The sequence below is a fragment of the Limnobacter sp. 130 genome (genome assembly GCF_902506325.1).
Lineage (GTDB): Bacteria > Pseudomonadota > Gammaproteobacteria > Burkholderiales > Burkholderiaceae_B > Limnobacter.
The window spans coordinates 739,467-765,714 of record NZ_LR732330.1 but is presented as its reverse complement, the minus strand read 5'-3'; the positions used below and the strand labels follow the sequence as shown (position 1 = coordinate 765,714).

Here is a 26,248-nt window from a genome sequence, read left to right as displayed (position 1 = left end):
ATTTAATTTTGGAGCTTCCCATGACCCCCACCACCGACCTTTGTGATGCAAACGAAGACAAAATTGCCGCGGGCACATTGCGTGTTGTTGAACCCATGTTTCAAAGCTGGGGCCTGAAAAGCAGTTTTATGGGCCAGGCGCATACCCTGAAAGTGTTCGAAGACAACTCGCTGGTGCGCAGCGCCCTGGAGAAAGACGGGCAAGGCAAAGTATTGGTGGTCGATGGCGGCGGCAGCATGCGTTGTGCCCTGGTCGGTGGCAACCTTGGGATGCTGGCCGAGAAGAACAACTGGGCAGGTATTCTTGTGTACGGCTGCGTGCGTGACACACTGGAGCTGGATGAGTGCGATGTGGGCATTCGCGCATTGGCCACACACCCCATGAAAAGTCAGAAGCGGGGTATTGGCCATGAGAACATTGATGTTGCGCTCAGCTTCACCACCGTGCGCCCCGGCAATTGGGTGTATGCGGATGAAGACGGCGTTTTGATCTCAGATGCAGCTTTGGTTTGATTTTTGCTCTGACAGTTTCAGGACAGGTCTCTGGTGAAAAAATTCGGGGGCCTCGTTTCATCGGTTTGAATCAGCGAAGTTCGACTTACCCGTATTGCGCCGGTGCTAGAAACTATTGATATTTCATCGTAGCCTTTTTTCACGACAGGTTCCACACCATACGTTTTAAGCAATGAGGCAATGATTTTGTCTGTGCTTTGATCTACGCCGGCAGTGACGCATAAGAATTTGCCGGGATTCGGGATCAGTTGATAGATTCGGTCGACTGACTCCTCAATTTTGCTGAGATGATCCGGTTGTATGTGGGCCACCAATGCTTTCCCATCCGATTCGCGCCACAAAGCCAAGCCTACGCACAGCGCGCACCCTGTAGTGCCGATCCGAATGGAATCGCCATGGCTCGAGGTAGGCGAGATTAAGCCATATTGGTTCTGACCGATCATGTGGGCGGCAAGCAAGCGAGTCATCGTCATTTCCGTTTGATGTTTTTATTGAGTGGTTCGGCAAGGTCAAAATGTTCACAAGAACCATTTTTAGAAGGTTGCGCCGCATGATTTAGAGTGCATCCTCTTTTTCATTTAGAGAAAAAGTATTTCACATCGTGATTAATTAGAGTTAAGTGATTGATTTTAAACGATACGAAAAAAAGTCTTGTATAAGATATAACTCTTGTTGCTCTGCGAAATGATCTGTAAGATACGGCTCATCACCTGATCGACACCACTTGCCCAAGTGATACCCGCGAAGCTGTACACGCAGGGCACCGCAAGTAGGCCATCAAGCGAACCGTTTTCTTTTTTCTCTATCGCCTCTAAGGAAATCACCATGAAATCTTTTGACCAACAGGTTCAAGAACTCAACAAAGACTGGGAAACCAACCCCCGCTGGAAGCTGGTAAAGCGCGGCTACAAAGCTGAAGACGTGGTACGTCTGCGCGGTTCACTGCAGCCAGAGTACACACTGGCCAAGCGCGGTGCTGAAAAGCTGTGGGAAAAAGTAAACGGTACAGCCAAGAAAGGCTACGTGAATGCGTTCGGCGCGATCACTGCTGGCCAGGCCATGCAGCAAGCCAAAGCTGGTTTGGAAGCCGTGTACCTGTCAGGCTGGCAAGTTGCTGCTGACGGTAACAGCTCTGAAACCATGTACCCCGACCAGTCTCTGTACGCTTACGACTCAGTGCCAAAAATGGTTCGTCGTATCAACAACACATTCCAGCGCGCTGACGAAATTCAGTGGAAGAACATTTGCGACGGCAAAATGAAGTCCGACGACGCAATCGATTACTTCCTGCCTATCGTGGCCGACGGTGAAGCCGGTTTCGGTGGTGTTTTGAACGCCTACGAACTGATGAAGAACATGATCGCTGCAGGTGCTGCTGGTGTTCACTTCGAAGACCAATTGGCCGCTGTGAAGAAGTGTGGTCACATGGGTGGCAAGGTTTTGGTTCCAACTGCTGAAGCCATTCAAAAACTGATTTCTGCACGTTTGGCCGCCGACGTAATGGGTGTTCCCTCAATCGTTCTGGCCCGTACTGATGCCGAAGCTGCTAACCTGCTGACTTCTGACTTCGATGAAAACGACAAGCCATTCTTGACTGGCGAGCGCACTCCTGAAGGTTTCTACCGCGTGAAGAATGGTCTGGAACAAGCCATCAGCCGTGGTATCGCCTACGCACCTTACGCTGACCTGGTATGGTGTGAAACAGGTACACCCGACATCGGTTTTGCCCGTGAATTTGCCCAAGCCGTTCTGGAAAAGAACCCAGGCAAGCTGTTGAGCTACAACTGCTCACCATCATTTAACTGGAAGAAAAACCTGAACGACAGCCAGATCGCTTCCTTCCAGGAAGACCTGTCAGCCTTGGGTTACAAGTACCAGTTCATTACATTGGCCGGTATTCACGTTAACTGGTACAACACATTCAAGTTTGCCAATGCATACGCCAACGGCGAAGGCATGAAGCATTATGTCAATATGGTTCAAGAACCTGAGTTCGCAGCGCGCGAACAAGGTTATACTTTCGTATCTCACCAGCAAGAAGTTGGCGCAGGTTACTTCGATGACGTAACGACTGTGATCCAGGGTGGTGCTTCTTCAGTAACAGCCTTGAAAGGCTCTACAGAAGAAGAACAGTTCCACTGATCTGCTGGTTGAACTGAATTTGTCGGCAATCTTGGCAGTCTCCCACCCCAAGAGGGGTGGATAGGTTGACCGACTAAGGGGGGGAGAGGAGACAAGCTCAAAAAACCAATTCAAGAGTATTTTTCCCCTTGCTGGGCCTTTACAAAAGGCCCAACAGCGAGTGCTGAAGCCCGGTAAGAAACTTGCCGGGCTTTTTATTTGTGCTTGAGCATGTCGTGAACAATGGCGTCGCAAAGCGTGTCTTCCCAGCGGTAAACATGAACATCCTGAAGCGCACCCAATAATTCTTTTTCATCTTTCGAGTACGCCTGTACAAATATTCGAATGCTGGGGTTCAACATTTTCGCGTTCTCAATCATTTGGGTCAGTCCCGGTGTATCGCCAGTGGCTATCACAAGGCTGTTGGCATTCGTCGTGTGCGCTTGCACCAAAGTGACAGGATCCGCATATTCGCCAGAAACCGCTGCAAGGCCATTCTTTCTCAGCTTGGCCACTACCTCACGGCTGGTGTCGACGATCACATGCGCTACATTTTTCTTTTTCAGTGATTTGGCGATTCGTTTACTCAGTTCAGTGTGGCCAACCAGAACCACATGACCCCCCAGGTACTTGCCATCAGTTTGCTGTGGCAGTTCTTCCATGGTGTGGCCACGGGCATTCAAATTACGAACCCATTGAAAGTGTTTGACCATGCCACTGTTCAATTTCGGGATGAGTGAGAAGATGACCGGGTTCAAGGCAATCGACAAGATTGCACCCGAGACCACCAGGCTTTGTACCTGCAAGTCGACCAGGCCCAGGTACAAACCCAACCCAATCAAAATGAAAGAAAATTCGCCAATTTGTGCAAGGCTGGCAGCAATCACCAATGCGCTTTTGAGCGGGTATTTAAACAGCAGCACCAAGGCACCCGCAGCCAGTGATTTACCCAGCACGATAATGGCCACCACAGCCAGCACGCGCAGCGGGTATTCAAATAACACGTCGACCTGGAAAAGCATGCCCACCGACACGAAAAACAGCACGGCGAATGCATCACGCAAGGGCAGGGATTCCTCGGCTGCGCGGTGGCTTAATTCAGATTCGCGCATGACCATGCCGGCAAAGAAGGCACCCAGCGCAAAAGATACATCGAACAAGCCCGCCGCCACGAAGGCCAGGCTGATGGCCAGAGCGATGACTGACAGTGTGAACAATTCGCGAGAACCTGTTTTTGCGATGTGCCATAGCATCCACGGAATGACCCGCTTGCCCACCACCAGCATCAAGCCAACAAACAGGGCGACTTTCACCAAAGTGAATCCGATTTCAAACACCAGGTTGGTCTCTGGATCCAGCGAGCCGCCCTTCAACAAACCAGCCAGCGGGGGAAGCAGCACCAGAATCAGCACCATGGCCAGGTCTTCAACCACAAGCCAGCCCACTGCAATTTGCCCATTTGCACTGGTCAACATGCCGCGGGCTTCCAATGCCTTCAGCAACACCACCGTGCTGGCCACTGACAAGGCAAGACCAAAAACCAGACCTTGACCCATGGGCCAATCCCAGTAATGGGCCACACCCATGCCCAATAGCGTGGCTGCCGTCATTTGAACAATGGCGCCAGGCACGGCGATATTCTTGACGGCCAACAGGTCTTTCAGGGAGAAGTGCATGCCCACACCAAACATCAGCAGCATCACGCCCACTTCAGCCAACTGGTTGGTGAGCGCAGGGTCTGCCACAAAGCCGGGTGTGGCCGGGCCAATCAGGAACCCGGCAACCAGGTAACCCAGCAAGGCAGGCGTTTTCAGTTTTTCTGCGATAAAGCCGAAGATGAGCGCAAGGCCAAAGCCAAATGCCAATGTGGCAATCAGGGAAACGTCATGGGGCATGTTGGGGGCAGTCCTAATGGTATTGTTCTAATGATAGCAAGTACATATAGAATGCACTCACCTCATAGACAAGGACTTCCCCCTGAAGTTGCGAACAAGAAGCGTCTTATTCTGTTTTAAATACCTTGATTGCATTCATCATTGATAGCGACACGCCAGACAAGTGCGTTGCCACTTGAGTGTTTTGCTGGGCAGCAGCTGTATTCTCTTCAGTCATCTGTGCAACACGTTCCACGTTGCGGCTGATTTCGATGCTGACATTCGATTGTTCTTTCATGGACACCGCAATGGCGGCAATCGCCTCAGAAACCCGGTCAGAGTCAGACTTGATTTTCTGTATGGTTGTGTTCACCACTTCGGCTTGATCGATCCCTTCCTGTACCAATTGCACCGAGGTGTCCATCGATTTGACTGCACCTTGCGTGATGTTCTGAATTTCAAACACCATGCTGGAAATTCGGTCGGTAGATCCTTTGGTTTGCTCGGCCAATTTGCGAACTTCATCGGCGACCACAGCAAAACCTCGGCCTTGTTCCCCAGCGCGGGCGGCTTCAATGGCGGCGTTCAAGGCCAGCAAATTGGTGCGGTCTGCAATCTCGGTAATGGTCGAAACAATCTCTGAAATATCTGCAGATTGTTTTTCCAGTGTTTGTACTGCTTGCGCACTGGTTTGAACTGATGCTGCAATCCGCTGTATACCCTCAACCACCTCACCCAAAGTCACCATGCCATTGTCGGCCGATTCACGCGCTGCGTTGGCAGTGGTGGTGGCGTCATTTGAATTCTCTGAAATTTGTGAAATGCTGACAGTCAATTCCTCTACGGCGGCTGCCATTGATGAGGTGGCATCAGCCTGTTCTACACCCGCATTGGCCATGGTTGATGAAGACTCTTTCACCTGTGTCGCGTTGCTGCTCAACTCAAGTGCAGATTGGCGAATGCCATCGATTAACTTTCTCAAGTTACCTTGTGCGGTAGCCAGTGCAGCCAAGAGCTGGTCTACTTCATCCTTGTTCTGGTGGTTAATGGGGCTGTTCAGCTCACCATTGGCCAAAGCATTAATGTGCTTGCCTGCAGTGCCTAATTTGTTTTGAAGCAGCTTGACCAAACTGATGGTTGCAAACACACCCACCAAAAAGCTGGCAATCAGGGCGGCAGCCACCGACCACAGTGCTGTTTGATAAGTCGTCTCGGCCGCTTGGGTACGAACTTTCAGCAAATTCAATTCTTCTTGTTCAACCTGTCCAATCAGCTCGCGCATTTTGTCCATGATGGGCTTGCCCGACAAGGAGACGAATCGGTTCATGAACTCGGTTTGATCAATTTCCTGATTGTTGAGTGATTGGCGCAGTTCAATGGTTTTCTCGATTGAAAACTTCAACCAGTTCGAATACATTTCTCGCAGGCTGTTAAATCGTTCGGTTTGTGCGGGGTTGTCTGAGGTGAGTTTGATCGCCGCCGCAAAGTGCGTGTCAATTTCCTTTTTGCCTTCGGTGTAGGGCTCAAGGTAAGTGGGGTATCCCGTGACCAGAAAGCCGCGTTGGCCGGTTTCAATGTTGGTCATGTTTTCCCGTATCAAACTAACTTCCCGCAGCACCTCATGGGTGTGCTCATTGGCCTGGGCTCCTTCCATGATTTTCTTGGCATTCAAAAGCCCAAGTGCGCCCGTCAACAGGCCCAGAGCAATCACGATAGCAAAGCCAAATCCCAGTTTGGCACGTATGGTATTAAACATGGCACTTCCTTAGTGGTGGTTTATTTGTTGTAGTCGAGCAAGTATCGCCAATGTTTACAAAGTGAAGTATCTCTAGTTTTGGGGGATTCCCCTTTTGAGTGCTTTGAAACTAAAGCGATTCTGTGGATTGCTGCCCTTGAATATCCAGCAGTATCCGAATCAGGGTCTCTTTCTTGAATGGTTTAATAACGTGTTCGCACATGCCGGCGTTCAGAATGTCCATGCGGTCCTGCTCACTGGCCGATGCGGTTACGGCTACGATGGGTGGTGCTGCATTGCCCAACTCTTCGAGAATTCTGGCGGTGGCTTCATAGCCGTCCATTTCCGGCATTTGCAAGTCCATCAACACCATGTCGTAGCGTGCAGTGATACAGGCTTGCACGGCTTCCTTGCCATTTTCTGCCAGGTGCACTTGTGCCCCCCATTTCTTCAGCATTTCCGAGGCCACCATGCGGTTCAGTTTGTGGTCATCGACGACCAATACAAGCTTGTTCAACATCGGCGGAATGGCCGGTCCAGTGTCAGCGGGTGCGTCCTGAGTTTGCAATTTCAAGGCTTGTTGGTCCTCAGCCCTTACTTTGAATTCGGGCTCAATACAGTCCACTGTGAAGTGAAAGGTTGTGCCCAGCCCTGGCTTGCTTTCTACCCAAATACGTCCGCCCATCAGCTCAACCAGGTTTTTACAGATCGACAGGCCCAATCCAGCACCGCCGTAGCGGCGCGATGAGCTGTCATCGACCTGACTGAAGGGTTGGAACAGGGCTGCGCATTGCCCCTCGTTCATGCCTATGCCGCTGTCCTTTACGCTGAACTGCAACTGTTTGCCGTCCGCCACGCTTTGTACCTGCAAATGAATTCGCCCCTTCTCGGTGAATTTCAGTGCATTGGATAACAGGTTGTTCAATATCTGAGCCAAACGCAGTCGATCGCCTTTCAGGCTGACCGGGCAGTTGGCGTCTTTGGTGCAATACAGTTGAATTGCTTTTTCCTCGGCCCTGTACGCAAACAGGTCGGTGGTTTTTGTAAGTAGCTGGTCCAGCAGAAAACGGTTGCGGCTTAGTTCCAGCTTGTTGGCTTCAACCCTTGAAATGTCCAGAATATCGTTCAGCACATTCAGCAACACATCGGCAGCGGAACCGATTTTGCTGAGGTAGTCGCGTTGCCGTGCTTGCAGGTCTGTGTCCTCGAGCAATTGCAGCAAACCAATGATCGCATTCATCGGCGTACGAATTTCGTGACTCATGTTGGCCAGGAATGCGCCCTTGGCCTTGCTTGCGGCTTCTGCTTGTTGGGTACGGTCGGTTAATACATGGTTGATTCGTTCAAGCTCGCGTTGTTGAGCCTTGAAGTCGGTGATGTTGGTGGAAATCGAGAAGAAACCTTCGACCTTCCCGTACAGCACATCGGGAATCAAATGCACCAGCATGTCGGCATGGCCACCCGAGGGCAGGGCCTTTCTGCGCTCGAACCGCTGTTTTTCACCTTTGAGCACACCCAATACATAGTGGTGGTCATGCAAGAACAATTCTTCACCAAGCACTTTGCGCATGTGCTGCCCGCGCATTTTGTCAGCAGGAATGTCTGACCATTTTTCATGGTTGCGGTTGGCAAAATGACAGCGCAAGTCTGTGCTCCAGTAAGAGACCAGTCCTGGCAAGCACTCCGACAAGGTGCGCAAAAAGTGTTCACGTTCAATCAAGGTGGCTTCATTGCGCTTGCGCTCTGAAATATCTTGAATTTGGGAAATGAAGTAAATCACCCGCCCGTTGTCATTGCGAACGGCCGACACCGAAAGGTGAACCCACACGACATGTCCGTCTTTGTGGATGTACCGTTTCTCCAGTTGATAATTGTGTCGCCGACCCTTCAGCACATCACGCACCAGATGGGTGTGTTGCCTGGTGTCCTGTGGATGTGTGATCGCATCAAAATTGAACCCCAGCAATTCTTCCATGCTGTATCCAAGAATTTCTGACAATGCTTTGTTAACCTGCAAAAACTGGCCTTTGAAGTCCAGCATGGCCATGCCAATTGCCGCCCATTCAAACGAGGCGCGGAATCGGGCTTCGGCCTCGCGCAATGCATCTTCAAATTGGCGTTGCACGGTCACATCCACGTTCACTCCAATCATTCTGAACGGAATGCCTTTGGCGTTTCGATGGGTTTTTGCACGGGCCTGAATGTGGCGAATCCGGCCATCGCTGGCGCGTCGAATATTGAAGTTGAATTGAAACGTATCTTGATTCCTGGACGCCTCAAGCAAGACTGTTCCCAGTGTGTTGACGTCTTCAGGCACCACGTAATTCAACCACTCTCGGTAGGACACCAATTCCTGGCTGTCTTGCACGCCATAAATTTTGCGCATAGCGCTGTCCCAGCGAATAAACTTTTCCTGAATGTTGTATTCCCAAACACCGATCCCTGCGCTTTCGGTGGCCAATTGAAAACGTTCATCATTGAATTGTTGGTCTGCTTTGACTTTTTCATTTGCCAGAATTCGTTGAGCCTGGTGGTTCATGCTGGCTTTGATCATGAGTACGGCAAGTATGCAAAAAGCCAGGTAACCCAAAAACAAGCTGATGGTTTGCTCTCGCCACTGGGCTTTCATGTGCGCCGCGTCCGCCCAGGTAATCAGGTAAAGGGGAATTGGTGTATTTAATTCTTCCGAGTTTGCAAGCGACAGGCTAGCGAAGTAGTGATCCTTGAACAGCCCGTGTTCAATCAAATTGCCCGTCACGTCTGCAGAATTTGCTTGTGCACGAAAGGATTCGAAATAGGGCAGTTGTTTGCCCAGGATTTTGGTGAATTCGGGTTGGATGAGAAGTACGGTACCGTCTTTGTAGGCCAGCCCACTGCGCATGTGCTCGCCGAGTTGAAGCGATGTCACCTTGCGTTCAAGGTATCGGACATCAAGTCTGCCTTGAATGATCCCCAGCGTTTCACCGCTTGCAGTTTTGATCTGATAGTTAATGATTAATACAAGTTGCTTGTTTGCAGTGAATGATTCGGAAAATGACACCAGCCGTTCGTTGTGCAGCAGTTTTGCATTCGGTGTAAACGTCGCCTTGTTACTCATCAACTCAGCGTCTTCACCGGTCTGACCCAAAATATTGCCTGCAGCATCCCTGACTACAATGGCTTGCATTGCTGGAAGTGCGCTCTTGAGCAACTCCAGTCGTGTCTGAATATTGTTGGTGTTGTTCAGTCCAATCTGATCAGACAACTGGTGTGTGGTTTCATCAAACGATCGCACAATGGCACTGAATTCGTCATGCAAGATATCGTGAAGTAATCGGAGCTGTGTTCGTGTGTTTTGTTCGGCTGAATCATTGATACGACGAAGATCAGCCGCCGCCATCGCAAGCAACGCCAAGCCAAGCACGCATAGCATGGCTGCGGCCAGAATCCATTGATATCGGATTTTGCGTGTAGTCACCGAAGAAGGCCTGTGGCAAGTGGAAAAAGAGTGCTGTGTGTTGGGGGCAAATCACCCCATAGCGATTCTGTTACACCTGCCTGTACATCAATTCAAAGATTAAAGGGGGCTTTTCACGGTTTATCGCCCTCAAGTTTCAGGCGTTCCAGTACGAGTCAATGCTGTAGCGGTGTTTCAGGAAATCGATCCACAAGCGAACGCGCAGGGGGAGGTGTTTCCTTTGAGGGAATACAACGTAAATTGCATTGGGTGGCGCAATGAAATCGTCCAGAACGGTGACCAGGTTGCCGTGGCGAAGGTGCTGTTGCACCTCCCAGCGGCTGCGCCAAGCCAGCCCGGCATCGTCCAGTGCCCAATCCAGAATCGATGAGCCGTCATTGCAAGCCAGGCTGCCGCTTACCCTGATTTGTGTGGCTTCGCCATTGATTGTGAACAGCCAGCCACTTGGGGCGCCCGAGCTCACCAGATTCAAGCAATTGTGTTGGGCCAAATCATTGGGGTGCTGCGGACAACCGTGCCGTTGCAGGTAGGTTGGGGTGGCAACCACCAGCCGTTGGTTGTCTGCCAGTTTCACACCGACCAGGCTGGAGTCAGGCAACACACCAATGCGGACTGCACAGTCCATGCTTTCATTCAACAAATCCACAACCCGGTCTGACAAATCCAGCGACACAGTGACTTCTGGATGCTCGCGCACGAAATCATGCACCAACGGCGCCACGTGCTGCCTTCCAAAACCACCCGGTGCTGATACGCGAAGGTGACCGCTGGCCTTGATGCCACCCAGGCTTACACTGGCTTCGGCATTGGACAGGTCGTTCAATATTCGCTGACAGTCCTCTAGAAAGGCTGAGCCCTCATAGGTCAGGTTCAAGGTGCGGGTGGTGCGAATCAGAAGTTTCACGCCCAAGCGTTCCTCGAGTGCATCAAGGCGTCTGCTGATCACAGCCGGTGCCACGCCTTCATCCCTGGCCGCTGCCGAAAGGCTGCCTTTTGTGGCCACTGCTGCAAAGGTGGTAATTTGTTTAAAGTGATCCATGCTTTTGCGTAAAAGGTAAAAATGTCTTCAATTAATTGAAAGAGTATGCTGGTTTAATTCAATAAACTAGAGATTAATCAATTCGCAATGAAAGGTGTAATGAATGGCAACTCCGAAATTGGTACTTTTTGATGCGTATGGCACCTTGTTTGATGTGTATTCAGTCTCTAGCACTGCAGAGCAAATATTTCCCGGGCAGGGCGCAGCGCTATCCGTGCTGTGGCGCGATAAACAAATTGAATACACGCGCCTGCGTGCCATGGCTGGGCGCTACAAGCCCTTTTGGGACATCACCATTGATGCGCTGCGTTATGCCTGCGAGGCACTCAAGCTTGATTTAAGCGAAGAACGCCAGCGCCGTTTGCTCAATGTGTATTCAAGTCTTGCGGCTTATCCCGAGAACAGAGCGGTGTTGCAAGCGTTGAAAAGTCGGGGCATCAAAACTGCAATTTTGTCCAACGGCAACACAGAAATGCTGAACGTGGCAGTGCGTGGGGCGAACTTTCAGGACCTGCTCGATGCCGTACTGTCCGTCGATTCGCTGCAAACCTTCAAAATTCACAGCGCTGTGTATCAAATGGGTTTGAATCACTTTGGGCTACAAGCGTCTGAGGCCTTGTTTGTTTCCAGCAACTGCTGGGATGCATGCGGCGCCTCCTGGTTTGGTCTGCCCACACTCTGGGTGAACCGCGCTGGTTTGCCTCTGGAAAGGCTGGATGTAGAACCCATGGCGACTGGCCGCAATTTAAACGACGTGTTGTCCCTCATCTGAGGGAGCAAGAGTCCAAGATTTTGCCAGCCATGTTGATTCGTGGCACCGTAATAAAAAAAATACTGTCGATCCTTGTCTTGAGTTCAAGAAAAGGAAGTAGTAATGGCTGGCTCCCCACCATTGGTTTCAACGCATTCAGGCGCGGTTGTGCCTGTTGAATCAAGGTTTTCGCCCAGGAAAGATGATTTTTCTTTGCCTGCCTGTCGGGCTCACACCATTCGCAAAGCGAATTACAAATCGCTGAGCCATGGGCAGCTGGTTCGCAAAGGCTGGCAATCCAGGCTTCGGGCCTGGATCGAGGGTAACAATGCAGACGCGCGTTATCACCGGGCGGCTTACGAAAGCAGCCAGCGGGTATCCGCTGCATTGTTTGCGGAGCAGTACAAAAATGCTGTTGACGGCAAACAAGTTAATGTCTTTGACAGTGCCTTGCTCAAGGCACGGTTTTACCGACAAGACAATTTAAGGTTTAACCCCGAATTAAGTGAGCCCCGGTTTGGTTTGTCCAAACCAGATCAGCGTGCGGTCAAGCTTTCTCGCTGGGCCCACTGCGCAAACGGTGTCACTGAGTTGGGTGCAGCGCCCACTGGCTTGCTGTTGAAACTCAGCAAGATCGCAATAACGCCCAATCGGGATGACAAGTCCTTCACCAGCCAGCTGCGTGTTCTTGCTGCTCTCCCCTTGGTCGCGGGCGCCGTAGCACTGTTTTCCCGAGGTGTATTCACAGAGAGTTTGGGCCGGGCTTTCAACAATGTGTCGCAGGCATTGCTTGCTGACATGCGCGCCCTGGCATGCAGCTTTAGTGCAATTTCGGCGGTCTCTGCCATGGTGTCTCTGGCACTTGGTGCAAGCAGCTGCATGGTCGCTTCAAAATCCAGTTTGAGTGGCGCAGTGACGGGCCTGATCCAGTTCAACAAGGACAAGCACCTTCACCGTATTTTTTTGTTGTTAAATGACGTCAAAAACAAGCCGGGCGCCATCACCTTGCTGGCGAAAGCCTTGCGATACAAGATCGGCGAAAAATACTGTGCTGCAAATAGTTTGCCTTTGTTGTTGAATCGGCTGCTTGAGAACGCCAACAATTACCACAACGAAGCACAGATCAAGCAGGCCATTGAAAAAACGATTGGGTCTTATCTTACGGAGTTAAGCCCGACTGGCAGTACACCAGGCAACTTTCTCGATGCCAGGTCAGCCAAAGCCGAACTGTTGGCCCGTGAAAATCACTTTTTGGCTTTGACCAACTTGATCGAACATTCTGCCGTTCATTCTGATCCACACGAAAATTTCATGGATCTTCGCCACTGTGTTGAGAAGGGCGCAGAGACGTTGCGCAAGGGTGTGTCTAAAAGTCTTGTGCATGTTCTTGGTTTTGTCAGGAAAGAGGGCGTGCAGGCGCAGGTTAGGCCAACCGCAGCCAGCTTGCGTTACAGCGCGGAAAGTATGCTGAACAACTCGCATCAATATGGGCCGGTGACGCGCAGTTTGGCCCGGATGTCCGAGGGGCTGAGGGTGTTTAATCACGGCATTCTGATGTCTCTGAATTATCAGTTAACTCGTCCAATCGCCAAGTTGGCGGGATACATTACCGAGTCGGCACTGAAAATACCCAATTCCCGCACGGCGAGTTTCAGCATAGGCCGCGCAGTGGCCAGCTCTATCTGGGCCGCAGTTGATGCGTTTCTTTTTCTTTCTCTGGCGGCGGGCAATGGTGTGGGTTTGGGTGGGCCCGAGGCATTGACCAAGGTCAAATTCCCCTTGAATGTACCTTTTGGTGCCATTGGCTTGGGAATTTCAATCATCAGCACTGCTGCGCAAATGCTCTTGGTTGCCATACCAGCCGCCATTTTGATGGGGGCTGCCAAAGGCGCTTGTCATCTCGAGGGTTGGAATGGCAACGTGGCGAGGCCACTGGAACTGGCGGGTAGCAAAAGAAAACCTGTGGCCTGGGCTTGACACGACAGGCATAAAAAAAGCCGCCCAAGGGCGGCTTTTTCACGTAGACGCGAGAATTACAGCGCTGTTACGTTTTCAGCTTGTGGGCCTTTCTGACCTTGAGTCACAGTGAAAGACACTTTCTGGCCTTCAGCCAAGGTTTTGAAGCCGTTGCCCTGAATGGCGCTGAAGTGTACGAACACGTCAGGACCGTTTTCACGGGAAATGAAGCCAAAGCCTTTGGATTCGTTGAAAAATTTAACTTGACCGGTTACGGTATCAGACATAGCAATATCCTGGATTTCTGAATTGAACAAAATAGCTAAAAAACTGGGTGAAATTCGAGAAACAGAACTATTGCTTAAGCGGTTTGCCTGAATTGAACTGACCTGAAGTAGCGCCAAATTTTTTTTGCTGAAGCCAGTTTAGGCTTTTCCTGAAGCTTGTCAAGCAACATTTTCAGTTCAGTCACCTTTTCTTCACATTTCTTTTATCGCACTGTCACATGCAATCCGTACATTTCGTGTCATCGAAATGACAAATGGACCCTTGGATGGAAGCGATCAAGCACGATGTCACCAAGCAAGATGCCTTGAGAAATGCCTTGTACCTGAGTACTCCTGCGCGCGCACAGGCCCCTTCGCTGGAGGTTTGTCTGGCCAGAACAGCCGCTGAGGTGCTTGAGGCCCAAAAACTACGTTTTAATATTTTCTCCGAAGAATATGGTGCAGATCTGGGTAGTAACGGGATTGATCATGATGTGTTTGATGCCTACTGTGATCACCTTCTTGTAAGAAACAGCCAAACTGGCGAAGTGGTGGGTACTTACCGCATTCTCGCGCCAGAGAATGCGGCACGCCTGAAATGCTGGTATTCAGAAACCGAGTTCTTCATGAACCGCATTGAAAGGTTGCGCAAAACCACCGTTGAGGTAGGCAGGTCTTGCGTACACCCGGATTACCGCAATGGCGCGGCCATCATGCTGCTGTGGAGTGGTATTGCGCAATACATGAAGCTGGGTGGCTACAAGCACCTGATTGGTTGCGCAAGCGTCAGCCTGCGCGATGGAGGCCACCAGGCTGCCAGCCTGTTCAAACAGCTTGAGCCGCACCTGGCCGAAGCCAGCTGCCAGGTATTTCCTAAGAACCGTTTACCGGTTGAGCGCTTGCGTTGCGACGTGGAAATTGAGCCGCCACCCTTGGTAAAAGGTTATTTGCGCCTTGGCGCGGTGGTGTGTGGCGAGCCCGCATGGGATCCCGATTTCAACACCGCAGACTTCATGATGCTGTTGTCAATCGACAAGATGAGCCCACGTTACGCAAGGCACTTCGGTTTTATCTGATCGGGTTTGAATAAGCCCGGTTCAGCGCCGGGTCAGCAACTCCAGTTCAAGCCCGATTCGTTGCCACTGTTCAACCTCTGTTTCAAGGCTGTATTGGGTCAAGGGGTGGGTGATCAGCCAGTTTTTAGGCACACTTATTTGAATGCCTTGTTCAAGCAGCTTCACCTTGAGTTCGGGCAAGGCCTCTACCTCCCTGCGGCGCAAAAACAGGGCTGCAAGGCGCAAGCACATGGGCGCTGCCCAGTGAATGGCGGTGTTGGCGATGTCGCTGACCTTGCCCAGTTTTCCGTTGTGAGCCAGCACCCAAGTCGACAACAATTGTTGTTCGCGTTTTGAAAACCCGGGCATGTCTGCGTTACTGAGAATGTAGGCAGCATGCTTGTGGTGACCATTGTGACCAATCGACAAACCAATCTCGTGCAACATGGCAGCCCAATGCAGCATCGGTAGCTGCTCTTTTAATTCGGGCAGTTGTTTCATGAGTTGCTTGAACAACAGTTCGGCCAGTACTTTGACCTTGCCCGCATGTTTGCTGTCAATTTTGTAGCGGTGTAAAAACTGCGCAACTGTAATTTCGCGCATGTCTTCGTTGTGCTGGCGGCCCAGCATGTCATAGAGCAAACCTTGGCGTAACGCACCATCGGTCACATCCATTTGTTCAATTTCAAGCTCTTCAAACACGGCACTCATCACTGCAAGGCCGCCAGGCATCATGGGCAAGCGATCAAGCTTCAGCCCCTCAAGGGTAATGTTGTCCAGGTGCCCGGCTGCCGTGACATGTTCTCGAATCAGCCTCAGGCCTTCAGCAGACATGCCATGTTGGGTAAACCCGTTTGAAATGCATATTTCAGCCAAAGCCCTTGCTGTGCCTGAAGATCCAATGGCGTGAGTCCAACCCATGTCCAGCATCTGGCGGCGCAGTACCGCAACTTCTTTGCGTGCCGCCATGATGGCGTTTTTCATGGCGCGGGGGCTGATGCTGCCATCGGTAAAGTATTGCTGGGCGGTGCTCACGCAACCAATGTACAAACTTTCCATGGCTTCGGGCTCGTAGTCTTCGCCAATAATGAATTCAGTGGAGCCCCCACCAATGTCGACCACCAGGCGCTTGCCTTGTCCAATCGGCAATTGGTGGGCAACACCGCAGTACACCAGGCGAGCCTCCTCAACACCCGAAATTACATCGATCGGGAATCCCAGCGCGGCTTCAGCCTTGGCAATAAATTCGGCAGCATTGCGCGCCACCCGCACTGCGTTCGTGGCGACGGCACGTACCTCGCCCGGCTTGAACGAGCGCAAACGTTCGCCAAAACGGCTCAACGCGCCAAGAGCGCGCTCTTGGGAGTCTTCGTCCAGGCACTTCTGAGCGTTCAGGCCTGCACCCAAACGAACGGGTTCTCGAAGGGTATCAATGATGTAAATTTGGGATTGCCCGTTGAGCTCTTCCACTCGGGCAACAATCATTCGAAAGCTGCTGGAACCCATGTCAACGGCGGCAATCAACTGGCGTGGCTTGGACATTGTGTGGTCTGTGATTCGGGTCAGGCGCTAGGATGCCACAAATGAAGCACCCTGGTTTTGTTTGTGGCCATTTGACCACTTTCAAATGTTTGTCACATTTTTGAAATACCATCAAGGGTAACGCATCGACACTTGGAGTATTGCTTGAAAGTAGCAACCGTCACGGACGTAGCACCCAATAAAGAATTGTATTTGAACCGCGAGTTGGGTGTATTGGCCTTCAATCGTCGGGTTTTGGCCATGGCCGAAGACGAGAGCGTGCCTTTGCTGGAGCGTTTGAAATACCTGTGCATCGTGTCCAGCAACATGGACGAGTTCTTCGAGATCCGGGTGTCGGGGTTGCAAGAACAAATCCGGCAAAATCCGGAATTCACCGACAAAGACGGCTTGAGCGCACTGGAAACATTGCACCGGGTTTCTGTGGCCTCGCAAGAAATTGTTGGGCAGCAGTACCGTTTGCTCAATGAATCGGTGTTGCCCGCCCTTCGGGAGGAAAGCATTGCCTTGATGACACTGGCGACCTGGAATGAGGAGCAGGCACACTGGGCTCGCCAATACTTCCGGCACGAGGTGTTGCCTGTTTTAACGCCGATTGGACTCGACCCCGCACACCCGTTTCCACGTGTGCTGAACAAATCCTTGAATTTTGCTGTTGAATTGACTGGCCATGATGCGTTTGGTCGAGCATCGAATGTGGCCATTGTGCAGGCCCCACGCGCTTTGCCACGCCTTGTTCGCATGCCGTCCAATTTGTCGGGTTACGAACATGGTTTTGTGATGTTGACCTCGATTTTGCAGGCCTTTATTCCCGAACTTTTCCCGGGCATGGAAGTGCACGGTGTGTACCAGTTTCGCGTAACCCGCAACAGTGACCTTTATGTGGATGAAGAAGAAATCACCAATCTGCGTGTGGCTTTGCAGGGCGAGTTGTCGCAGCGACATTTTGGCGATGCTGTGCGTCTTGAGGTAAGCGATCAAACGTCAGCCGACATGACTTCACGTCTGTTGAAGGAGTTCGGGCTATCGGAACAGGCCCTGTATCGCGTGAACGGCCCCGTGAATTTGGTGCGCTTGATGCAGTTGCCAGACTGGGTGGATCGCCCTGATTTAAAGTTTGCGCCTTTCGCGCCAGGGCGACCTGAAGCACTGGTGAAGCAGCCTGATATCTTTAAGGCGATTCAAAAGGGCGATGTATTGCTTCATCACCCTTATCAAAGTTTTAGCCCTGTGCTGGAATTCATCAAGAAGGCTGCGACCGACCCCGATGTGGTGGCTATCAAGCAGACCATATACCGCACGGGCACTGAATCGGTGTTGATGGACAGCTTGTTGGCTGCAGCCCGCAGTGGCAAGGAAGTGACGGTGGTGCTGGAGTTGATGGCCCGTTTTGATGAAGAAGCCAATATTAACTGGGCATCCAAGCTTGAGCGCGTGGGTGCTCATGTGGTGTACGGGGTGGTGGGGCAGAAAACCCACGCCAAAATGGTGATGGTGGTTCGCCGTGAAAAAACCGAGACCGGCAAGGTGATATTGCGCCGCTATGTGCATTTGGGTACCGGTAACTACCACCCAAAAACTGCGCGTTTGTACACCGATTTTGGTTTGTTTTCCTGCGATGAATCGTTGGGGCACGATGTGCACGAGGTGTTTAACCATTTGACTGGTTTGGGCCGTGCCCGCAAGTTAAACAAAATATGGAATTCGCCCTTTAATTTGCACAGCAATGTGGTGATTGCAGTACGAAAAGAGGCTGAGCTGGCCAAAGCCGGTAAAAAATGTCGAATTATGGCGCGCATGAATGCCTTGCTCGAGCCGAATTTGATCAATGAGTTGTATGCGGCCTCGCAAGCCGGTGTAAAAATTGATTTGATCGTTCGGGGGGTGTGTGCACTGCGTCCCGGAGTTCCGAACCTAAGCGAGAACATCACCGTTCGCTCTGTGGTGGGTCGTTTGCTGGAACACAGCCGAGTGTTTTACTTCAGCAATGATGGCGATGAAGAAGTCTTTATTTCCAGTGCAGACTGGATGGACAGAAATTTCTTCAGACGTGTGGAGCTGGCCGTACCGGTTACCGACAAGAAACTGAAAAAGCGCGTGATTGACGAAGGATTGAAAGCTTTGCTGGCTGACAACATTCTGGCGTGGACCATGGATTCTCAGGGGAATTACACCCGCAAGAAGCCCACGGGAGCGCGCCGCATGAACTCGCAGAATTATTTGTTAACAACATTGGCGGCCAGTTTTGTGGAACACAGGGAGCCTGTCAGCCCACCGGAATCAAATTGAATTATTAGCGTCGCCGCACTTCAAACACCCCGTTGACTTCGAGCAGGTGTGTCAGTGCGCCTCGCAATTGTTCACCGCTGTTGACTTCAGCGGTGAATTGCATTTTGGCAACCCCGCGTTGTGTTTCAGTTTGCACGCCAATCACGTTGATTTTGTCTTTTGAAAACACTTCAGTGATATCGCGCAACAAACCTTGCCTGTCATTCGCGGTCACTGCAATGTCGACCGGGTAATGAAGGCCCGAGGATTCTCCCCAGGTGGTTTCAATCAGGCGCTCGGGTTGGCGACGCATGACCTCGGCCAGGTTGGAGCAGCCCAGGCGGTGAATGGATACACCTTTGCCACGGGTTACAAAACCGATAATGGGATCGGGTGGAGCAGGGCGACAGCACCGGGCCAGGTTGGTCATCAGTGTGCTGACACCCACCACCAACACGCCCGATTCTTTGCCCGTTGAGTTGCCCAATGAGCCGGCTTTGCGCTTGTTGAGAATTTCAATCTGTTCTTCGTCGGACAAGGGGCCCGAGGGTTGCAGGTCGGCCCGCAATGCATTTTCGATCGCGCGGGGTCGTATTTCTTCACGGGCCAGCGCAACATACAAGTCATCGGGTTTCTCGTATCCCAGCTTCTGGGCCAACAACTCCAGGTTTTGTGCGGTTTGCCCAATGCGTTGAAGTTCGCGCTCGGCAATAGCACGGCCGCGTTCAAGCGTTTCCTTGCGTTCTTGTTGCGCAAACCACTGCTTTACCTTTTGGCGTGCGCGGTGGCTGATCAAATATTTTTGGGTCGGGTTTAGCCAGTCGCGGGAAGGCCCGGTGGCCGCGTCGCCCCGCGCGCTCACAATTTCCACAGTTTGGCCGTTGTCCAGCGGGGTGTTTAATTGCACCATTTGCCCGTTTACCTTGGCACCCCGGCAGCGGTGACCCAGCTCGGTGTGTACATGGTAGGCAAAATCGAGTGGTGTGCTGCCAGTGGGCAATTCCACCACTTTGGCTTGCGGAGTGAACACGTACACCCGATCGTTCAGGGCGCTGGTTTTCATTTCCTGCGCCCAGTCGCTGGCCTCGCCCATGGTGTCGGTCACATCTTTTTGCCACGCCAGCAGTTGGCGCAACAAGGCAATGCGTTCCTCAAACTGACCCTCAGCGCGACTTTCGCCGGTGTAACCGTCTTTGCCCGATTCTTTGTAGCGCCAATGCGCAGCCACACCATATTCAGCGAACTGATGCATGGCCTCAGTGCGAATTTGCACCTCGAGTGTTTTACCGGTTTCGTCCTGCACCACAGTGTGCAGGCTTTGGTAACCGTTGGGCTTGGGTTTGCTGATGTAGTCGTCGAACTCCTCGGAAATGGGGGTCCACAAGTTGTGAACAATTCCCAAGGCTGTGTAACAGTCATCGACTGTGTCTAAAATCACCCGGCAGGCACGCACATCGTACAGCTTGTCAAAGCTGACGCCTTTGCCGCGCATTTTGTTCCAAATGCTGTAGATGTGTTTCGGGCGCCCCGTGATTTCGCAATGAATACCGGCAAGCAGCAGGTTTTCCTTGATACTTGTCATTGCAGATTCAATGAAAGCTTCGCGCTCAATGCGCTTTTCATCCAGCATTTTCGCCACGTTTTTGTACGTGTTCGGTTGCAAAATGCGGAATGACAAGTCCTCAAGTTCCCACTTCAGTTGCCACAGGCCCAAGCGGTTGGCCAAGGGCGCATACAGGTCAAGGGTTTCTTGCGCGTGCGACACGGCATAGGCCCACAAAGGACCTTTTTCGTTTTTGATGTCGTCGTGACTGGTGAAGTGCCGCAGGGTTTGAAGACGCGAGCACAAACGAATCATGATGACGCGAATGTCGGTGGACATGGCCAACAACATTTTGCGCAGGGTTTCAATTTGATCGGCCCAGCGCAAGGTTTCAATGGTGGTGCGGCTGGCACTGGGGCCCACCATGGATCGCATTTTGAAAAGCTTGCGCAGGCTGGCCAGCATGCGGCCTACCTCGTCCCCAAATTTCTTCTCCATTTGGCTTTCAAGGTGTTTGTCGAAAAACACCAAGGGGCCCAAAGCACCGGCAATTCGGGTGTTGGCGTCAGCTCGCAGCTCAGCCAACAGGTCGGCCACCGCCAGCATGTGTTGAATGGCAGATTCTTGGGTGTCCAGAAGATGATCGGCCGCATGAGCCCGGGCGTAGTTGAGTGCTTCCTCAACGCGGGCAGCGTCAAATTTATTCAACAACACCAGGGCAGGCGCAGAAGCGCTGCCTTTTTTTTCAGAGCCCAGTGTTGATGAAACTGAAACCATGTGTGCTTGGGTGGATTCGTTAAGACCAGTTTAAAACAAAAAGTCGCGAACAATATTAATTTGCTCGTTCTGCATGAAAGTAGGGGCATGACCAACGCCCGGCACCTCGATAACGCGTGGCCTGGGGCCACGTTGACTCATTTCCGACACTGTTTGTTTCGACAGCAGGTCGGAGTGTTCCCCGCGCACCACCAAGGTGTCGGCCTTGATCGCATCAAATGCTGCCCAAAGTGCAGTTTCATGCAGCAAGGTGGTGGATTCTGACAGGTTTTGAAATGCCTGGCCGATTGCGGGGTCGTAGTGGGGCTGCCAATGTCCGTTTTTTTCGACCAACACGGAATCGCACAATTCATTCCATTGCGATTCAGAGTGTGGGCCAAAGGGCTGGGAAATTGTTCGAATATAAAGGCGTGCTTCTTGAAGTGTTTGAAATTGAACGGGTTTCCCAACGTAATCGCCAATGCGTTGCAAAGCGCTGAAATTCAGGCTTGGGCCAACATCATTCAATATCAGCTTTCGAATGGGGTTGTTGGGCAGGCTTGCATAGCCCATGCCGATCAGCCCACCCATGGAGGTACCCAACCAGTCCAGTGTCTCTGCATTTAAACGGGCCACCAGTGCCACACAGGCGCCAACATAGGTGGGTACGCCATACAGGGCAGGATCGGCCAAGCAATCCGATTTTCCCCGGCCTGGCATGTCGGCTGCTACAACGCGTATGGATTTGCCCAATTCCTGGGCCAGCGCTTCAAAATCAGCACTGCTGCGGGTGAGTCCATGCACACACAACAGCACATGTGGGTTGTCGGGGTCGCCCCATTCGCGGTAGGCTAAATTGTGTAAGCCTTGCGGGCTTAACCATTGCACGGTGTGCAAGCGCGCTGTCAGCATTGTTCAATACCCTCCAGTGAATTGTTTTAATCAGTATTTCAGAGTTTCATTATCGAAAGAGGTTCATCCGTGGATTTTAAGAACATGAATGCGTTGGTCACTGGTTCGACCAGTGGTATCGGTTTGGGTATTGCCCAGCGCCTGGCTGCCAAGGGCGTGAACGTGATGCTCAACGGTTTTGGGTCGCCTGAACAAATTGAAGCGGCCAGGCAAAGTATTGCTGCCTATGGCGTGAAAGTGGGTTATCACGGCGCTGATTTGACGAAGGTGGTTGAAGTTGAAGACTTGGTGAGAAGTACAGAGGCTTTGTTCGGCAGTCTGGATGTTCTGGTGAACAACGCAGGTATTCAACATGTTTCGCCGGTGGAAAGCTTTGATCCTGCAAAGTGGGATGCTGTCATTGCGATCAACCTGAGCGCGGCTTTCCACACCACGCGATTGGCCTTGCCCGGTATGCAGGCACGCAACTGGGGGCGTATTGTCAATATTGCTTCGGCGCATGGTTTGGTGGCGTCAGCCAACAAATCGGCTTATGTGGCGGCCAAGCACGGCATTGTGGGTCTGACCAAGGTAGTGGCTTTGGAAAATGCGAAAAGCGGTATTACCTGCAACGCGGTGTGCCCGGGCTGGGTGCTGACCCCGCTTGTACAGGCGCAGGTTGATGCGCGTGCGGAAAAAGAGGGCGTTTCCGTGGAAGATGCCAAAGTGGGCTTGTTGAGTGAAAAGCAACCTTCGCAAGAGTTTGTAACACCCGAGCAGTTGGGTGGGCTGGTGGTGTTTTTGTGTTCGGACGATGCACAGGAGGTGCGTGGTGCTGCATGGAATATGGACGGCGGGTGGTTAGCGCAGTAAGCGTCGCTTTGTGGGCTGCAGATCCCGATTTTCTGGGTCACTGCCACGGTTTGTTGCCCACTCTGCATGGGTTACTTGAGCCGCACTTGAATGTTCACCGCTGGGTTCAGCGCCCAATCGGCGGCGGTGTTTCGATCGCTTCGCCTTCAAGAAAACCTGCCCGTTTGAATTTACCCGCCACGGTCGGCCAAAGGCCGGCACCGAGACTCGGCCCGCCTTTTTGCCGAGCGAGGTGAGTCAGGGTGAATTTCAAAAAGGGAGGATCAGGTTTTCAGGCGAGAGATTGAAACCCAAGCCGATTGGGCAGTTAACGAGCGTTCTAGAAAGCGGAACCCAAGCCGATCGAGCTATAAAAACCAGTTGGTAATCTAACCAACCCGCTCAATGGTCACTTGAACGTCCAAATTTTCTTGCCCACCCCCAGTGCGAATGCCGCGAATTGGTGATGCACCAGTGAAGTCTTTGGCAACAGCCAGGCGGCAGTGATTGCCTTGCACCAATGATTTGTGCGTGGCGTCTACCCCCAACCACTGCTGCCGATCTTCGTCGAACACCTCGACCCACGCGTGGCTGTCGTGTTGCTCCACATTGGGATTGAAAAAATAACCACTCACATATCGCGCAGGAATACGATGCGCACGCAGGCAGGCCAGCATCACATGCGAGTGATCCTGACAAACACCCTGACCATTCTCGAAGGCTTGCATGGCAGAATCAGCCACCGTGGTGCTGCCTTTGGTGTACACAACCCGGTCTGCTACTGCATGCGCCAGTGTCAGTATTCGATGTGCAAATGGAACGTGGGTATCGGTCACGAAACTGGCAAAGTCCCGCATCTCATCGCTGTACTGCGTCAATGGCGTTGTGGGCGTGTACACCAGGGGGTTGAGTGAAAATTGGCGGGCCGGGGTATAACCATCGTCAAGTGGATCAATTTCAACTTGCCCTTGTGACTGTACCGTTAATTCGCGATGTTGCTGATTGACTGAGAAGGTGTGCACCGCATTGCCGTGGTGATCGCGCGCACTGTGATGTTTCGCGGGTGTTTTTATTTTCCAGTCGATAATTCTTTGCTTGGTGTCTTGCTGCGGTGTCAGGCGCACATGCTGAATGCTGTACAGCACAGGCCAGGTGTAGCGGTAAGTGGTGTGGTGTTGAATGCGCAGTTTCATGCCTCAAGCGGCACCAGGAAATCTTTGCTGATTCGGTTGCCCAAATCGTTCACACGCTCCAGGAAATTGGTGAGATAAGCGTGCAAACCCATCTGCAAAATATCGTCGATTTGGCTGTACAGCAATTCAGCACGCAGCTTACCCGCGCGGCGTTCAGTGGATGCGGAATAATCGTTTCGAATCATCTCCAGGTTGGCACACACTTCGTTGAGCGAGGCCAGCAGTGACCTTGGCATGTCATCACGCAAAATCAGCAGCTCGGCAACACGGTCGGGTGTAATCACATCCCGATACACCTTCCGGTAAGTTTCGAAGGCAGACACTGAACGCAAAATCGCGGCCCAGTGATAATAGTCGGCATGTGGGTCGGCGGTATTCAAATTGGCCAAAGGGCTAAAAGGCATGCTGTGGAACTTCACATCCAACAGTCGCGCGGTGTTGTCTGCACGTTCCAGAAAGGTACCTAGCCGAATAAACCGAAATGCGTCGTCCTTCAACATGGTGCCAATGGTCACCCCCCGGGACAAATGGCTGCGAAACTTCACCCACTCAAAAAACTCGGAGGGGTCGCGTTCAACTGTGCCGTCGGCCAACACTTTTTTCAGTTCAAGCCATGTGGTGTTGTTGGTTTCCCAAACTTCGGTCGTTAAGGCACCACGCACCGCACGTGCGTTTTCCCGGGCACCTTGCAAGCAGCAATAAATGCTGGAGGGGTTGCTAGGGTCTTTGACCATGAAGTCAATCACGGCCTCTGCGCTAACCTCGTCGTGGCGTTGCGCAAATGCTTCGGTCAATTCGCAAATTGACAACATGGCTCGCCATCCTTGTTCCGCATTCTCCGGGTCTTGCGGAAGCAGGGCAGTTTGTACGTTGACATCGAGCATGCGGGCTGTGTTCTCGGCACGTTCAATGTAACGTGCCATCCAGAACAAGTGGTCAGCAGTTCTACTTAGCATGTTGATTGCTCCTTATCGTTCCAGTACCCAAGTGTCTTTGGTGCCACCGCCCTGGCTGCTGTTCACCACCAGCGAGCCCTCGCGCAGCGCCACCCGGCTTAGGCCGCCCGGGATCAGGCTGACCTTGCTGCCCGATAACACAAAGGGGCGCAGGTCAATGTGGCGGGGCGCCAAGCCCTGTTCCACAAAGGTGGGGCATGTCGACAAAGCCAGTGTGGGTTGGGCAATGAATTTCGCAGGATCAGAAATGAGTTTCTTGCGGAAGTCTTCAATTTGCGCCTTGGTGGATGCCGGTCCTACCAACATGCCGTATCCACCCGCGCCATGCACTTCTTTCACGACCAGTTCAGGCAGTTTGTCCAGCACCTCTTTCAATTGCTCGGGTTTGCGGCATTGCCAAGTGGGTACGTTTTGAATAATCGGTTCTTCGCTGAGATAAAAGCGAATCATGTCAGGCACATAAGGATAGATCGATTTGTCATCGGCCACACCCGTGCCTATGGCGTTGGCCAGTGTGACATTGCCTGCGCGGTACACCGACAACAGGCCGGGAACGCCCAGTTGTGAATCTTCGCGAAATGCCAGTGGATCGAGAAAGTCGTCGTCCAGCCTGCGGTAAATGACATCCACACGTTTTGGACCTTGAGTGGTGCGCATGTAGAGCACTTCCTCATCCACAAACATGTCTTTTCCTTCCACCAATTCAATACCCATTTGCTGGGCCAGAAAGGCGTGCTCGAAATAGGCCGAGTTGTACATGCCTGGCGTAAGCAAAACCACTGTGGGGTCGGTGCTGTTTTGTGGCGAGACCGAACGCAGGTTTTCCAGTAAATTGTCGGGGTAGTGTTCAACCGGAGCCACGCGGTTGCGGGCAAACAGTTCCGGAAACAGGCGCATCATCATTTTCCGGTTTTCGAGCATGTAGCTGACGCCTGAGGGCACACGCAGGTTGTCCTCGAGTACATAAAACTCGCCTTCACCGGCACGCACCACGTCCACACCTGCAATGTGGGCATAAATATCGCCAGCCACTTTCACGCCCTGCATTTCAGGGCGGTATTGTTCATTGTTGAAAATCTGTTCAGGCGGAATTAGCCCTGTGCCCAGTATTTTTTGCTCGTTGTAAATGTCTTTCAAAAACATGTTGAGCGCTTGGACACGCTGGCACAATCCGGCTTCCAGTGTTTTCCATTCAGACGCCTTGATGACGCGCGGCACGATGTCGAATGGAATTAATCGCTCCGTTCCCGATTCTTCGCCATACACAGCAAACGTAATCCCCACACGTCTGAAAATAAGATCTGCCTCGGCTCGCTTGTTTTGCAATTTCTCAGGGGTTTGTATTTCCAGCCATCGCGAAAAATCCAGGTAATGCGGGCGAATTTCGCCGCCGGGCGTGTACATTTCGTCGAAGGGTGTTGCTGACATAAGTTGATTATTCCTGTTCTGTGTAGTTTTGAAGTAACAAGAAGCATGCCAAGCGC

General features: G+C 52.0%; 20 protein-coding genes. 7 read left to right on the top strand and 13 right to left on the bottom strand.

Annotated elements, in window-relative coordinates:
* Window positions 1-20: 20 nt before the first annotated feature.
* Window positions 21-512, top strand: a complete 492-nt coding sequence (gene rraA, locus FRIGORI9N_RS12555; protein ID WP_159571602.1) for a ribonuclease E activity regulator RraA — start codon at window positions 21-23, stop codon at window positions 510-512.
* A gap of 17 nt (window positions 513-529) precedes the next feature.
* Here rraA and FRIGORI9N_RS12550 read toward each other — a convergent pair whose 3' ends face one another.
* Entirely contained in the window at window positions 530-979 is a 450-nt protein-coding gene (locus FRIGORI9N_RS12550; RefSeq protein WP_159571599.1) for a hypothetical protein, read from the bottom strand.
* Between the two features lie 162 nt (window positions 980-1,141).
* Window positions 1,142-1,339 (bottom strand): hypothetical protein, encoded by a 198-nt coding sequence (locus tag FRIGORI9N_RS12545; RefSeq protein WP_201301491.1) that lies wholly within the window; start codon window positions 1,337-1,339, stop codon window positions 1,142-1,144.
* On the opposite strand from FRIGORI9N_RS12545, the gene aceA reads away from it, so the two are divergent.
* Window positions 1,338-2,654: an isocitrate lyase gene (gene aceA, locus FRIGORI9N_RS12540; protein WP_201301490.1), complete on the top strand. Its 1,317-nt coding sequence runs from the start codon at window positions 1,338-1,340 to the stop codon at window positions 2,652-2,654. The two genes, FRIGORI9N_RS12545 and aceA, sit on opposite strands and share 2 nt — an antisense overlap.
* 194 nt (window positions 2,655-2,848) lie before the next feature.
* Here aceA and FRIGORI9N_RS12535 read toward each other — a convergent pair whose 3' ends face one another.
* The 4 genes from FRIGORI9N_RS12535 to FRIGORI9N_RS12520 all read right to left on the bottom strand — a co-directional run bounded on the left by FRIGORI9N_RS12535 (window position 2,849) and on the right by FRIGORI9N_RS12520 (window position 10,738).
* Complete coding sequence (locus FRIGORI9N_RS12535; protein ID WP_159571595.1) at window positions 2,849-4,528, bottom strand: cation:proton antiporter; 1,680 nt, start codon at window positions 4,526-4,528, stop codon at window positions 2,849-2,851.
* Window positions 4,529-4,634: 106 nt separating this feature from the next.
* Window positions 4,635-6,263, bottom strand: a complete 1,629-nt coding sequence (locus FRIGORI9N_RS12530) for a methyl-accepting chemotaxis protein (RefSeq protein WP_159571592.1) — start codon at window positions 6,261-6,263, stop codon at window positions 4,635-4,637.
* 109 nt (window positions 6,264-6,372) lie between these two features.
* The gene (locus FRIGORI9N_RS12525; protein WP_159571589.1) at window positions 6,373-9,699 is read right to left on the bottom strand and encodes a PAS domain S-box protein; all 3,327 of its coding nucleotides are present in this window, start codon (window positions 9,697-9,699) and stop codon (window positions 6,373-6,375) included.
* 136 nt (window positions 9,700-9,835) lie between these two features.
* Complete coding sequence (locus FRIGORI9N_RS12520) at window positions 9,836-10,738, bottom strand: LysR family transcriptional regulator (RefSeq protein ID WP_159571586.1); 903 nt, start codon at window positions 10,736-10,738, stop codon at window positions 9,836-9,838.
* 103 nt (window positions 10,739-10,841) lie between these two features.
* Here FRIGORI9N_RS12520 and FRIGORI9N_RS12515 point away from each other — a divergent pair, with 103 nt between their 5' ends.
* Window positions 10,842-11,510, top strand: coding sequence for a haloacid dehalogenase type II (locus tag FRIGORI9N_RS12515; protein ID WP_159571583.1), 669 nt, complete (start codon window positions 10,842-10,844; stop codon window positions 11,508-11,510).
* A gap of 102 nt (window positions 11,511-11,612) precedes the next feature.
* Complete coding sequence (locus FRIGORI9N_RS12510) at window positions 11,613-13,466, top strand: hypothetical protein (protein WP_159571580.1); 1,854 nt, start codon at window positions 11,613-11,615, stop codon at window positions 13,464-13,466.
* A 56-nt stretch (window positions 13,467-13,522) separates the two neighbouring features.
* Here the strand turns inward: FRIGORI9N_RS12510 and FRIGORI9N_RS12505 are convergent, their stop codons facing one another.
* Window positions 13,523-13,732: a cold-shock protein gene (locus FRIGORI9N_RS12505; RefSeq protein WP_008251850.1), complete on the bottom strand. Its 210-nt coding sequence runs from the start codon at window positions 13,730-13,732 to the stop codon at window positions 13,523-13,525.
* A gap of 254 nt (window positions 13,733-13,986) precedes the next feature.
* Between FRIGORI9N_RS12505 and FRIGORI9N_RS12500 the strand changes: the two genes are divergently transcribed.
* A complete protein-coding gene (locus tag FRIGORI9N_RS12500; RefSeq protein ID WP_201301489.1) occupies window positions 13,987-14,787 on the top strand; it encodes a GNAT family N-acetyltransferase in 801 nt (266 codons plus the stop codon).
* A 21-nt stretch (window positions 14,788-14,808) separates the two neighbouring features.
* Here FRIGORI9N_RS12500 and ppx read toward each other — a convergent pair whose 3' ends face one another.
* Window positions 14,809-16,308: an exopolyphosphatase gene (gene ppx / locus FRIGORI9N_RS12495; protein WP_159571577.1), complete on the bottom strand. Its 1,500-nt coding sequence runs from the start codon at window positions 16,306-16,308 to the stop codon at window positions 14,809-14,811.
* 144 nt (window positions 16,309-16,452) lie between these two features.
* Between ppx and ppk1 the strand changes: the two genes are divergently transcribed.
* Complete coding sequence (gene ppk1, locus FRIGORI9N_RS12490) at window positions 16,453-18,594, top strand: polyphosphate kinase 1 (RefSeq protein WP_159571574.1); 2,142 nt, start codon at window positions 16,453-16,455, stop codon at window positions 18,592-18,594.
* Between the two features lie 4 nt (window positions 18,595-18,598).
* On the opposite strand, the gene FRIGORI9N_RS12485 is transcribed toward ppk1, so the two are convergent.
* Window positions 18,599-20,893 carry a bifunctional (p)ppGpp synthetase/guanosine-3',5'-bis(diphosphate) 3'-pyrophosphohydrolase gene (locus FRIGORI9N_RS12485; RefSeq protein ID WP_159571571.1) on the bottom strand — a complete coding sequence of 765 codons (2,295 nt, stop codon included), beginning with the start codon at window positions 20,891-20,893 and terminating at the stop codon, window positions 18,599-18,601.
* Window positions 20,894-20,923: 30 nt separating this feature from the next.
* Window positions 20,924-21,784, bottom strand: coding sequence for an alpha/beta fold hydrolase (locus FRIGORI9N_RS12480; RefSeq protein WP_159571568.1), 861 nt, complete (start codon window positions 21,782-21,784; stop codon window positions 20,924-20,926).
* Between the two features lie 84 nt (window positions 21,785-21,868).
* On the opposite strand from FRIGORI9N_RS12480, the gene FRIGORI9N_RS12475 reads away from it, so the two are divergent.
* Window positions 21,869-22,636: a 3-hydroxybutyrate dehydrogenase gene (locus FRIGORI9N_RS12475; protein ID WP_159571878.1), complete on the top strand. Its 768-nt coding sequence runs from the start codon at window positions 21,869-21,871 to the stop codon at window positions 22,634-22,636.
* Between the two features lie 368 nt (window positions 22,637-23,004).
* On the opposite strand, the gene FRIGORI9N_RS12470 is transcribed toward FRIGORI9N_RS12475, so the two are convergent.
* Genes FRIGORI9N_RS12470 through FRIGORI9N_RS12460 form a run of 3 tightly spaced genes read right to left on the bottom strand, consistent with a single transcriptional unit; the run spans window position 23,005 to window position 26,192 of the window.
* Window positions 23,005-23,808, bottom strand: coding sequence for a transglutaminase family protein (locus FRIGORI9N_RS12470; RefSeq protein WP_159571565.1), 804 nt, complete (start codon window positions 23,806-23,808; stop codon window positions 23,005-23,007).
* On the bottom strand, window positions 23,805-24,764 hold the full coding sequence (locus tag FRIGORI9N_RS12465; RefSeq protein WP_159571563.1) for an alpha-E domain-containing protein: 960 nt from the start codon (window positions 24,762-24,764) through the stop codon (window positions 23,805-23,807). The genes FRIGORI9N_RS12470 and FRIGORI9N_RS12465 overlap by 4 nt, the downstream gene beginning before the upstream one ends.
* Before the next feature lie 12 nt (window positions 24,765-24,776).
* On the bottom strand, window positions 24,777-26,192 hold the full coding sequence (locus FRIGORI9N_RS12460; protein WP_159571560.1) for a circularly permuted type 2 ATP-grasp protein: 1,416 nt from the start codon (window positions 26,190-26,192) through the stop codon (window positions 24,777-24,779).
* Window positions 26,193-26,248 lie beyond the last annotated feature (56 nt).